The sequence below is a fragment of the Aeromonas sp. S11(2024) genome (assembly GCF_041402345.1).
GTDB lineage: Bacteria > Pseudomonadota > Gammaproteobacteria > Enterobacterales > Aeromonadaceae > Aeromonas > Aeromonas veronii.
Map to the genome: position 1 here is coordinate 1 of NZ_JBGLRC010000047.1, position 11,752 is coordinate 11,752.

Below are 11,752 nucleotides of genomic sequence, written 5' to 3' on the forward strand. Positions count from 1 at the left end.
CGCCAGTTTAAAAGTCAGCGAGTAATCGCGCTGTGTCCGTTTCACACCTTGTCCCATCGGGTTCTCCATTTATTGGGGGGAAAGGTGTAAACCATATTCAGGACGGGACACTGCAATGTAAAAAGCCCTGATGATCAGGCTTTGTTGTTTTTGCTGTTGGCGTAACCAGCTCAGAGGCGGGTCGCCCGGATGGAGACCTGCGGCAGCGCCATCTCGTGCTGGGCCGCCACCAGTTGCAGCTCGTAGGCCCCCGCCAGCCAGGTGCGGGACAGCACGGCATCAACGCTGGCATTGGTAAGTTCGAACGCCGCAACCGGGGTACAACCGGCCAGCAGATTGGCCAGCATGGTGGCGCTCAGCAGATCCCCCACCCCGATGGGGTGGCGGGCAAAAGGGTAGAGCGGGCGGGAGAGGTGAAAAGTCCCCTCCTCGCACACCAGCAGCATCTCGAAGCGGTCCATGGCAAAGCCGGCCTTGCCCAGATGCTTGACCATCACCAGCTTGACCCCTTGCGCGCGCAGCTGCTGGCACGCCTCGATAGCCTCCGGCACATTGCGGATATCGCGGCCGGTGAGCTGTTCCAGCTCCAGCAGATTGGGGGCCAGCATATCGGCGCAGGCCAGTGCCCTGGTTTTCAGAAAATCGGCGACGCCGGGTGCCACTATGCACCCCTTGTCGGGGTGACCCATCACGGGATCACAAAAATAGAGGGCGGCCGGATTGAGCGCCTTGAGCCGGGCCACCGCCGCCAGGATCTCCTCCCCCTGTTCGGCCGAGCCGAGGTAACCGCTCAAGATCGCATCGCACTCGGCCAGCACACCGATCTCCGCCAGGCCGTTTACCAGCTGACGGATATGGCCGCCGGGCATCACCATCCCCTGCCAGCCTTCGCGGTATTGGGTGTGGTTGGAGAACTGCACCGTGTTCATCGGCCACACCTCGATCCCGAGGCGACGCATGGGAAAAACGGCGGCACTGTTGCCGGCACAGCCAAAGACTACGTGGGATTGAATGGAGAGCACTCGCTTCATGATTGGCGACTCACGCAATAAGAACAGGAATTCCGGAGGGAAAAACGGGCCTTGCGGCCCGTTGTTGTCACTTTCGACTGTTGTCACTGTCGATTAACGCAGCACCTTGACGGTGTAGCTGCCATCGGCCTGACGATAGAGGCCGTGGATGTCGGTCTCGAAGCCCGGGTAGTGGGCACCGATCTCGCACAGCATCTCGAGGAACTCGAGCACCGGCAGAGAATCCTGGGTCACCATCTCGCCCGGCAGTACCAACGGAACTCCCGGCGGGTACGGCAGGATCATGTTGGCGCTGATGCGGTCAACCATGTCACGCAACGGCACCTCTTCCAGATTGCCCGCCAGCTCTTGCTGCCATGCAGCATGCGGGGTCATCTTCATCTCCGGCAGCACATCGAACGCCTTGAACATCAGCTCCGGCAGACGGTACTTGCAGGTCAGATCGTGGATGCTCTGGGCCAACTCCTGAATGCGCATCCCTTCGTAGAAGCTCGGGTCTTCACGATAGAGGCTCGGCAGGATGTTCTTGATGGTCAGGTTCAGGTCATAACCACGCTTGAACTCGGTCAGGGCGCGCAGCAGTTGCATCGCCTTGGACTGATCGATACCGATGGAGAAGAGGAACAGCATGTTGTAAGGGCCGGTCTTCTCGACCACGATGCCGCGCTCGTCCAGGAACTTGGAGACCAGAGAGGCAGGGATGCCCTTCTCCAGCAGCTGGCCGTCACGGCCCATACCCGGAGTCAGCAGGGTAACCTTGATCGGATCCAGGTACATGTGGTTGTCATCGATGTCCTTGAAGCCGTGCCAGTCATCTTTCGGATCCAGCTTCCAGCACTCGACGGTGTCGATGTTGTCCGGCTGCCATACGTCGAAGAACCAGCCTTCGCTCTGATCACGCAGACGCTTGATCTCTTTGCGGAAGGAGATGGCGCGATCGATGGAGTCCTTGATCAGACGCTTGCCGGTGTTGCCACGCATCATGGCAGCGGAGATCTCGGTCGATGCCACGATGCCGTACTGCGGCGAGGTGGAGGTGTGCATCATGAAGGCTTCGTTGAAGGTCTCTTCCTCCACGTCACCCTTGATGTGGATCATCGAGGCCTGGGAGAAGGCCGCCAGCAGCTTGTGGGTGGACTGGGTTTCATAGAACACCTTGCCCGGCATCGCTTCGCCGCTCATGCCGCACTTGCCTTCATAGATCGGGCTGAAATTGGTGTAAGGCACCCAGGCACTGTCGAAGTGGATGTAAGGGGTATCCAGACTCTCCTTGATGAAGCCGGTGTTGTAGAGCAGGCCATCATAGGTGGAGTTGGTGACGACGGCGTAACGGGGAGCCTGGGCACCCGGTGTCGCGGCAACCTTGGCAGCGATGGTGTCGCGGCTGAATTCGCTCTGCGGGATACCACCCAGAATGCCGTAGGCGTTGCGGGTCGGACGGAAGTAGATCGGCGTCACGTCGTTCATCATCATCAGGTGAGTGAGCGACTTGTGGCAGTTGCGGTCAACCAGCACGGTGCTGCCGGCCGGCGCGGAGAACATGCCGACGATCTTGTTGGCAGTGGAGGTGCCGTTGGTGACGATATAGGAGCGATCGGCGTTGAAGGTACGGGCGATGTACTCTTCGGCTTCCTTGTGCGGACCAGAGTGATCCAGCAGGGAGCCCAGCTCCGGCATGGAGATGGAGACGTCAGCCTTGAACGCGTTCGGGCCGTAGAAGTCATAGAAGATGCTGCCGGCCGGGCTCATCTGGAAGGCGGTACCGCCCATGTGACCCGGAGTACAGAAGGTGTATTTACCCTCTTCCACATACTTGAACAGTGCCTTGGTGAACGGCGGCAGGATGGCGTCCTGATACTCCTGAGTGGCCTGACCCATCTTGAGGGCGATGTCATCGGCCATGCCGAGACGGTACTCGAAGAAGTGCACGTTCAGACGCAGGTCGGTCAGGTGAATATCCAGGGTGGACTGGTCGTTGGCGAAGGCGAAGATCGGCAGCTTCTCGTTGCGATCGTGGATCTCCTTGCACAGACCCAGGGAGTATTTGTCCCAGTCGAAGATGGCGCCGCAAACGCGGGGGTTCTTCTCAATCAGTTTCAGCAGGTCGGCGACGTCGACCGGATAAACAACCTCGAAACCCTTGCGCTCGAGGGAGGCTTGCAGCTGGCGAATGGGTTCTTCTTTAAAGAAAACGCCCAGGTGGTTGAGGATGGCAATGATATTCATCGTAATGCTCCACACGTAATGGGGCGCTCTCCATCATGGATGGTGAGTGAAGAGCGCTCGGAAGATAAAAGGGGGAATTAGTTGCTGGGCTGTTCGCTCAGCAGGGCGTCGTGCTGACGCAGACCCTGTTTTTTGGCGTAGAACATCAGGATGATGAGCGACACCACGAAGGTAGCGGTGAGGTTGGAACCCTTGGCACCCATCAGGGCCACCAGACAGAAGACACAGGCTACACCGGAGAAGATCATGGCGCCGATGCTGCGGGAGGTCATGCCCTCGAAGCGGATCAGGTTAATGCTGGAGTAGAAGTAGGGCAGCATGGTCAGCAGCACTGCATCTGTGGTCAGCACGTTGAAGAGATCGGCAGCGTGGGCGGACTGGGAGGTGAAGGCGGTCAGGCCAACCATCAGGGCAGTCATCTTGAGGGAGCCCAGGATCAGACCCTTCTTGGCTACGCCGTTCTTGTCCACTTCGCCGTAGATTTTCGGGAAGTTGCCGTCGTTGGCGGCACGCTTGCCCGCCTCGCCTACCAGCATCATCCAGGAGCCCAGCGAGGTGAAGCAGGCCAGGGCGGTGAAGGCAGAAACGAATGGTGCAGACCAGCTACCGAAGATGGCGGAAGAGGCCATGGCAAACGGGGCGCCGGAGGCAGCCACTTCACCGGCCGGGAACATGCCGCTGATCACCTGGGTAGAGAGGATATAGATAACACCCGCGATACCGGTACCCAGCATGGTGGCGAGCGGTACGGTGCGCTTGGGGTTCTTCACCATGCCGGAAGAGACGGCGGCAGATTCAACACCGACGAAAGACCAGAGGCAGATCAGCACGGCGCTGATGACCGCATGCAGGTCGCTGCCGCTGGTGGTGTTCCAGTTCTGGCTGTAGACGGTGGCATCAAAATGACCCCAGCCCATCACCGCAGTACCGACAACCGGCAGCAGGATCAGCACCAGACCCAGGGTACAGAGTCGGCTCACCCAGCTACCGCCAAGCAGGTTGACGAAGGTGAAGATCCAGACGGCAGCGATGGTGGCTGCGGCGGCCGGAATTGGGCTGTTGAGAATGGGGAAGAAGACCGAGAGGTAGGAGACGCCGGTAATGGCGATGGCCAGGTTACCGATCCAGTTAGCGTGGTAATAGAGCACACCGGTCTGGAAACCGAACACCGGAGAGATCTCGCCAGCGTAAGCAATGGGGCCACCCTCTTGCGGGTTCTTGGTAGCAAGGCGGGCGAAGACAAAGGCGAGGCCCATGGCGCCTACCAGACAGATTGCCCAGCTAAAGACAGAGATGGAGCCGATGGTGGCCAGTGCCGAAGGCAGCAGCGCGATGCCACTCCCCATCATGTTGCCGGCCACCACACCTGTACAGGCGATAAGGCCAATCTTCTTGCTCGTATCTAGGGACATAAGATCTCCGGTTCTATAAAAGGTCGGGTCGTCACATACACATTTGGCGGAACTCCCCGCCAAAGAATGGGCACAGACTAGGCCTCTCATCCCCGGAAAACATAAAGACCAGCTAACGGATAAAAATATGAGGCAACTTTTTTCGCCGCCTCGTCACTTTTGATAAAAACCATTTAAAAACAGTAAATTGACATCACATCACACAGCCGCCTTGATAAAACCTTGATATCCTTCTGCCCCATTTTTGCCCCTTGATAACCCCCTTATCTCGCCGTCTTGATATTTTTGGCCAGATAAACCCGGGATAAAGCAGCTCCCAATGCGCCCCCTCCCCTTGTAACCATCCGAACGCCCAACTGACCATCACCCTGAGTGGCCGCTCACCTCCTGCTTTCCCCTTCGCTCGGCTCATCACAATCCAGGCTCAGAGGTAAAACTCAACGGCGATAACCGGTCAGCAATGAGAAATGGGTCGAGACAAACAGCTTATCCCGCCGCCAACAATGAGCAGATGTCACAAGCTGCGCGCGGCGTAAAGCCGGGCAAACTCGAGTGCAGCGAATGACGCGGGCAAGGCAAATGGGGGTAGTGGGGAGCTGCGGGGGATAAATCGGGCCGCACCAGAGCGACTATCCCCGGTGGCAAACAAGCAGGATTGAGACGAGCAGAAACCGCACAGGCCGCCCGAAGGCAGCCTGTGGATGGGGTCGGCAACCGCGCCGACCGAAGGAAAACCAACACTGCGGTGTTAGAAGAGCTTCACCTTGCTCTGGCCCAGCGCATTGAACAGGGCTGGGGTGAGGCTCTCCATATTGCTGTAGAAACCGAGCTGCTGGCAGAGCAGATAGGTCTGCTCGGTCGCCTCCATCAGAAAGGCCTGACTGTAGGCATCCCCCGCCGCCTCGGGACGACCGTCCAGCTCCGCCAGCTTGCCCTGCAGTATGTAGTAGAGCACCGAGCGGCCGCGACTCGCCGCCTTCTCCAGCAGATAGTTGGCCTGCTGTTGCTGGCCGTTGAGGATCGCCTGCAGGGTCAACGCCTCCCACACCCGGGCTGGCAGGGCGCCGCTGTTTTGCACCACGCTGGCGAGATGAGTGCCAATCCCCTGCAGCCGCTCGCTCTCGGATTTGCCCGCCAGGGTGGCCAGCGCCTCGCCCGCCAGATAGCGCTCCGCCAACAGCAGCGGCTGATCAGGATGGGCAATCAACGCCTGCTCCAGCAGATCGATGCCGCGCTTGAGGGCGACCGGATCCCGGCTGTTGATGTAGTACTGCGCCTCCATCATCGCCATCAGGGAGGCATCATCGGTCGGCCAGCCCATTCCCGGCTCGGCATCGGGTTGGTCGAGGGCGCGCAGCAGGTCCTGGCTGCTCGCCTGCAACACGCCGTGCACACTGTGGCGACTGAGCTGGTACTGATGGCTGAACAGCACCCGGTTGGTGTTGATATTGCGATACTCCAGATCGAGATAGGTGCCACGGGGCTGGCGGGTGACCCGCACACTCAGCTCCTTGCCGGGCATGATGCCCCCCATCAGAGTGGTGGCACCATACTGCACCCGCAGCGGCGTAGCCACGGCCACCTCCCCCATCAGGGCACGGGTAATGCCATCGGCGAGGCGCACGTTCTCGTTGTTGTCATCCATGCCGGAGTGGAAGCGGAACACCAGCAGATTGGGATCCAGCATGGCGTGTACCTGGGGGCTGGTGTGCTGGTAGCTGAGCATGCTGACAATGGCGATCAGCACGATGGCCACGAAGATATCGAAACTCACCATCTTCCAGCGGCTGCGGGCATCCTTGGCATGGGTGGAGATGGCGCGGGTCAGGGGCCCGGCGGGAAAAGGGGCAACATTGGGCTGTGCATCATCATTCTGATCAGTCGCGGGCGGGCTAAGATCGGAGAGCGTCGGGTTGTCGGAGAGAGCGGTATTGACCGCGGGCTGCTCGTCCGCCATCACCACGGAAACCACCTGAAGCGGCCGCACCGGTGCCACCAGCTTGTAGCCGCGCTTGGGCACGGTGACGATATAGTCGGTCGCATCGGTGCGACCATCTTTGAGGATCTTGCGCAGTTCGAAGATGGACTGGGTCACAACCTGATCGGTCACCTCGGCGCCATCCCACACCTCGTTGATCAGGGCATCGCGGCCAAACACGGTGCCGGCATTATGGGCAAGAAACCGCAACAGATTGACTAGTCTGGGTTCGAGGTAGACCTCGCGGTCGGGGCGGCACAACATGTTGTCGTCAACGCTCAGGGTCCAGTCGTGGATCTCAAAAACCGATTCGCTCATGATTCACTCGCTGCAGATGGTGACAATGCACGATGAGAGAGACGCAAAACCCGGGCTGACTGAACGGAACAAGGCGCTATCACCACAGGTGACAGATAAAAAGAGAACCGAAGCAATCACATCTCTGAGAGTCAGTCTGGCCAGGCCATCCTGTTTACGTCTGAAGGGCATCCTTGCGGGCATTCCGACCATCGAGACCGGAAGGGATCACTTTAAGCAAAATGGGAGCTGGATCCCACTTTTTTTGGCTATAAATCGCCGTTGAGTTGATCCGACACCGCACTTTTCGGCAAATAGCGTGCCAACTAGTATTCATATGAACATCCCATATGCCGGAATCAAAAAGCCCTGAACATCAGGGCTTTCTCATTTCTTCGACCATCTGGGAGACGTTACTTCGCTACCGGGAGCACATCCTGCTGACGACTGCGGCGCAGATGACGCCGCCACAACGAGAACCCGCCGTAGCCAAGACTGAGCACCACCGCATAGAGCACCTGAGTGGCGAGCGCCACCAGCACCAGAGCGCAGAGCAGCACGCTCACCCCCGCCAGCCCCTTGCCCACACCGCCAAGCAGACGCCAGCCCGCCGCCATGCAGAGCAGGTAGACCAGCACGAAGTTGCCGTTGGCGTAGCGGATCAGCTCATCGAGCGGCAGTCGCAGCCAGATGATGAGGGTGATGCAGAGCAGACAGATAGCGAGCACCAGACCGAGTGCCCGCAGCGGCGCGCCGCGCGCGGTGAGCACAGCCAGAGAAGCGGGCAGCTTGCCTTCCCGCGCCATGCTCCAGATCAGCCGGGCAAAGCCCTGAATGTAGATGTTTATGCTGGCAAAGCAGGAGAGGTAGCCGAGCACCGCCACCAGCCACTTGGCGGTGGGGCCGAACAGCAGCGCCAGCAGAGAGGGGATTGCGGTGGCGTTTTTCGCCTCATCGCCGTAGAGGCCATATTTGAGCACCACCAGCGAGTGCACCCAGTAGATAAGCCCCGCCAGCAGCACCCCGCCGAGCAGGGCGATGGGGTAGTCCCGCTCCGGCCGCTTGAACTCCTCCCCCATGTGGGCGAAGGCTTCCAGCCCGACGAAACACCAGAACATCACCGCCAGCGCAGTGGCCATAGGGGGCCACTCATCCGCGCTCGGTAGCGGCCGGGCTGCATCGCGCCAGCTCACCTCCCCCTTGAACCAGATAAGCAGGGTCAGCCCCAAAATGGCGAGCGCAATCAGCAGTTGCAGGTTGCCGGAAGATCGCGCCCCGCGCAGCCCCAGCAGAAAGACCCCGAGCAGGGTGAGCAGTTGGATCGCCCAGAGGGTCCATTCCCCCATCTCGAACAGGGCGTGCCAGAAGCCGGCGGCAATCATCAGGGCGGCAGGCAGCCCCACCGGCAGCACCGCCAGAAAGAGGAAGGCGGAGAAGCGCTCGGCGCCGTTGCCAAAGGCGAGGCCAATCAGGTGCGGCGCGCCGCCCGCATGGGGATAGCGACGACCGAGGCGAGCGAAGGTAAAGGCGATGGGCAGCACCAGCGCAATCAGCAGCAACCAGGCCCAGAGCGAGGCCCCGCCCGCCAGCGAGGCGGCGGTCGCCGGTACCACGAAGATCCCGGTGCCAAGCAGCGAGGTGGCGAGCAGCCCCATCCCCTGCCAGAGCCCGAGATCCTTTTTCAACCCAGACATATCCTTTTGTCCTGACTAAAAAAACATCCCGCCATGTTAGGCCTGCCCCGCCCCTTTGTTAAGCACGGCAGCGAGAATATGCAGCCTTTTATTCAGGCTCGGACTCAGCTTGCAGGGATTCGGCCAGAAAATCCCCCAGCAGGGTGATCTTGAGCACCTGCCGCCGCGCCGCCGGATAGATGAAGTAGAGGGTCTTGGCCGGGTTCTGATAGCGGCCAAGCAGCGGCAGCAGACGCCCCGAAGCGATATGCTCACGCACCTGTTCGGCTGGCTGCAAGGTGATGCCAGCCCCCGAGAGCGCAGCCGTCAACAAGGCTGGCCAGTGATTGATGCGCAGGCGCGAGGCGACCCGTACCTCCTCGCTCTGGCCATCCTCCCCGACAAACTGCCAACGCTCGTGCTCCCCCCAGTTGCCGTGCAGACACTGGTGGCGAACTAGATCGGCCGGATGACGGGGCACGCCGTGGCGATTGAGGTAGTCAGGGGCCGCGCAGAGGCGGTAGTGCTGGGTCAGCAGCGGACGGGCAATGAGTGCCTCATCCTGCGGGCGCAGGGTGCGGATGGCGGCGTCAAACCCCTCCTCCACCAGATCGACCCAGCGCGGGGTGAGCTGCAGATCCAGATCCAGCTTGGGGTAGCGGTCGAGAAAAGCGGGCAGCAGCGGCACCAGCCGGTGGTGGCCAAAGCTGAGGGGAGCGGCGATGCGCAGCCGTCCGGCCGGCTCGGCCAGCAGGTTCTGGGTGAGCGACTCGGTCAGTGCCAGCTCCTCCAGCACCCGCTGGCAGCGAGCCAAAAACAGCTGGCCCAGCTCGGTGAGAGTCTGCTGGCGGGTGGTCTTGTGAAACAGCTTGCCTCCCAGCCACTGCTCCAGCCCCAGCACATGCTTGCTCACCATCTGGGCGCTGCTCCCCTCTTCGCTCGCCACCGCGCTGTAGGAGCCGAGATCCACCACCCGGGTGAAGATACGCATGCTGGTCAATCGGTCCACAACCCCTCCTTTTTGCCCGTTTCAAGGCCGTTTGGCCCGCGACCAGGGCACTGATTCACAACCAAAAGTTTAGTAAGAAATAGATTTTAGCCAATTTATTCAACTTTTGGTTACCAATACAGTGATGCCATCCCTTCCCCACAGGATAAATCCCCATGAAAACTACCTATCTGGCCGCATTACTGGTCGGTCTGCTGGCCAGCGGCGCCAGTCAGGCTGCCGAGAGCAGCTTTATCAGCAACCACGATCAGGCCCCTGCCTCAGCAACTCAAGCCCGGCACGATATCTTTCGGGTCAGCCTGCTCGGCACCGGCACTCCGGTGCCCCAGATCAGCCGGGGCGGCTACAGCACCCTGGTCGAGGCGGGCAACCAGAAGCTGGTGTTCGATTTTGGCCGCAACTCCGCCACTCGCCTGTGGCAGCTGCATATCCCCATCGGCCGGGTCAACGCCTTCTTCCTCACCCACTTTCACTCCGACCACACCAACGGGCTGGCGGATCTCTGGCTGACCGGCTGGCTGCAACCAGCCTATGGCCAGCGCCACGCGCCGATGGAACTCTACGGCCCCAAAGGCACCACAGCTCTCGCCCGTGGCTTGCAGCAGGCCTACGCCACCGACATCGCCACCCGGGTCAAGGATGAGGGAACGCCGCTGGACGGGGTGGAGATCAACAGCCACGAGGTCACCGCCGGGGTGGTCTACAACCATGACGGGGTCAAGGTAACCGCCTTTGACAACGACCACGGGGTCAACATCAAGCCGTCATTCGGCTATCGCATCGACTATCACGGCCACAGCGTGGTGCTCTCCGGCGATACCCGCTACAGCCCCGAAGTGGTGAAGCAGGCCAAAGGGGCCGACCTGCTGGTGCACTGCGTCTCCATGACCTCTGCCGAGCAGATGAAGGCCAACCCCGGCTACAAGGCGATCGCCGGTCACCTCGCCTCCCCCGAGCAGGCGGCTCGGGTAATGAACGAAGCCAAACCGGCGCTTACCGTGTTCAGCCATATCGGCCTCAACGGCAAGATCAGGGTGAAGGATCTGGCGCAGGATCTGCGCGCCCGCTACTCGGGCCCCTTTGTCATCGGCAACGACCTGATGCAGATTGATCTGCCTACCACGGCCTCCGGCAAGGGCTATGCCCTCTGGCAGTCGGAGAATATCGACAACAAATAGAGGCACGGATGCCGGTCAGCCATGGCCGGCATCCGCAATCGACACCGGGGGCTATCTTTAAGGGGTGTTTGACCACAAGGAGTTATCTCTATGAGCCTGAAATGGAAGCACCTCGCCCTGGCCACTCTTCCCTTGTTCGGCATGTCGGCCGCTCAGGCGGCAGTGTTGACCAGCCTTGAATGGCCCCCTTACACCAGCGCCAGCCTCCCTGAACAGGGCAAGAGCAGTCAGGTGGTGACCGCAGCCTTTGCCCTGGCTGGCGACCCGCTGACCATCAAGTTCTATCCCTGGCAACGGGCCGTGGACGAGGCGACCAACAACCCCGAGGTACTGGGTTATTTCCCCGAGTATCTCGACCCCAAGAGCAGCTGCCTCTTCTCCGACCCCATAGGTAACGGCCCCCTCGGGTTTGCCCAGCGAGCCGATCAGCCGGTCACCTGGCAGAGCCTTGATGACCTCAAGGGCAAGAAAATCGGTGTCGTCACCGGCTATGTGAATACCACCGAGTTCGACGAAAAAGTGGCCAGCAAGGCACTCTCGGCCGACGCCACCAGCTCGGACAGCCAGAACCTGCTCAAGCTCGGCAACGGTCGGCTCGATCTGGCGGTCATCGACCAGAATGTGATGACCTATCTGCTGGAAAGCGATCCCCAACTCAAGGACGTTGCCGCCAACCTCGGCTTCAACGGCAAGATCCTCGAGGACAAGTCTCTCCACGTCTGCTTTACCAACTCAGCCAAGGGGAAAGAGGCGCGGGACAAATTCAACAAGGCGCTGGCCAGCGACGAGCTGAAGAAGCTGATGAAGTAGCGGTGCCGCATCCGCTCGCCGCCCCAAACAGTGTCTAGTCCTGAAATAGGTTTACACATTTTCAACTAGCATTTCTCTACTCAGAACCCCCTATGTACCGCATCGGGGGTTCTGTATTTCAACGCATGATGCGGCCGC

Annotated in this window: 8 protein-coding genes; 2 read left to right on the top strand and 6 right to left on the bottom strand. The window is 60.4% G+C overall.

The window, feature by feature from the left end; all coding sequences use genetic code 11:
• Positions 1 to 170 precede the first annotated feature (170 nt).
• From pdxY to ACB040_RS20380, 6 genes are all read right to left on the bottom strand, one after another.
• On the bottom strand, positions 171 to 1,031 hold the full coding sequence (gene pdxY, locus ACB040_RS20355; protein ID WP_227342121.1) for a pyridoxal kinase PdxY: 861 nt from the start codon (positions 1,029 to 1,031) through the stop codon (positions 171 to 173).
• A 93-nt stretch (positions 1,032 to 1,124) separates the two neighbouring features.
• Positions 1,125 to 3,257 carry a lysine decarboxylase CadA gene (locus ACB040_RS20360; RefSeq protein WP_042079860.1) on the bottom strand — a complete coding sequence of 711 codons (2,133 nt, stop codon included), beginning with the start codon at positions 3,255 to 3,257 and terminating at the stop codon, positions 1,125 to 1,127.
• Positions 3,258 to 3,334: 77 nt separating this feature from the next.
• Positions 3,335 to 4,669 (bottom strand): cadaverine/lysine antiporter, encoded by a 1,335-nt coding sequence (cadB, locus tag ACB040_RS20365; RefSeq protein WP_005338486.1) that lies wholly within the window; start codon positions 4,667 to 4,669, stop codon positions 3,335 to 3,337.
• 748 nt (positions 4,670 to 5,417) lie between these two features.
• Complete coding sequence (cadC, locus tag ACB040_RS20370) at positions 5,418 to 6,965, bottom strand: lysine decarboxylation/transport transcriptional activator CadC (protein ID WP_371156281.1); 1,548 nt, start codon at positions 6,963 to 6,965, stop codon at positions 5,418 to 5,420.
• A 392-nt stretch (positions 6,966 to 7,357) separates the two neighbouring features.
• Entirely contained in the window at positions 7,358 to 8,638 is a 1,281-nt protein-coding gene (gene yjeH / locus ACB040_RS20375) for an L-methionine/branched-chain amino acid transporter (protein ID WP_371156279.1), read from the bottom strand.
• A gap of 88 nt (positions 8,639 to 8,726) precedes the next feature.
• Entirely contained in the window at positions 8,727 to 9,626 is a 900-nt protein-coding gene (locus tag ACB040_RS20380; RefSeq protein WP_371156277.1) for a LysR family transcriptional regulator, read from the bottom strand.
• Between the two features lie 155 nt (positions 9,627 to 9,781).
• On the opposite strand from ACB040_RS20380, the gene ACB040_RS20385 reads away from it, so the two are divergent.
• Both ACB040_RS20385 and ACB040_RS20390 read left to right on the top strand, forming a co-directional pair.
• Positions 9,782 to 10,804, top strand: a complete 1,023-nt coding sequence (locus ACB040_RS20385) for an MBL fold metallo-hydrolase (RefSeq protein ID WP_371156275.1) — start codon at positions 9,782 to 9,784, stop codon at positions 10,802 to 10,804.
• A gap of 90 nt (positions 10,805 to 10,894) precedes the next feature.
• Positions 10,895 to 11,614, top strand: a complete 720-nt coding sequence (locus ACB040_RS20390; protein WP_371156273.1) for a substrate-binding periplasmic protein — start codon at positions 10,895 to 10,897, stop codon at positions 11,612 to 11,614.
• The last annotated feature ends 138 nt before the right edge of the window (positions 11,615 to 11,752 follow it).

Coding starts and splice junctions, on each gene's coding strand:
- pdxY (WP_227342121.1), bottom strand. CDS start 1,031: ATGAAGCGAGTGCTCTCCATTCAATCCCACGTAGTCTTTGGCTGTGCC.
- ACB040_RS20360 (WP_042079860.1), bottom strand. CDS start 3,257: ATGAATATCATTGCCATCCTCAACCACCTGGGCGTTTTCTTTAAAGAA.
- cadB (WP_005338486.1), bottom strand. CDS start 4,669: ATGTCCCTAGATACGAGCAAGAAGATTGGCCTTATCGCCTGTACAGGT.
- cadC (WP_371156281.1), bottom strand. CDS start 6,965: ATGAGCGAATCGGTTTTTGAGATCCACGACTGGACCCTGAGCGTTGAC.
- yjeH (WP_371156279.1), bottom strand. CDS start 8,638: ATGTCTGGGTTGAAAAAGGATCTCGGGCTCTGGCAGGGGATGGGGCTG.
- ACB040_RS20385 (WP_371156275.1), top strand. CDS start 9,782: ATGAAAACTACCTATCTGGCCGCATTACTGGTCGGTCTGCTGGCCAGC.
- ACB040_RS20390 (WP_371156273.1), top strand. CDS start 10,895: ATGAGCCTGAAATGGAAGCACCTCGCCCTGGCCACTCTTCCCTTGTTC.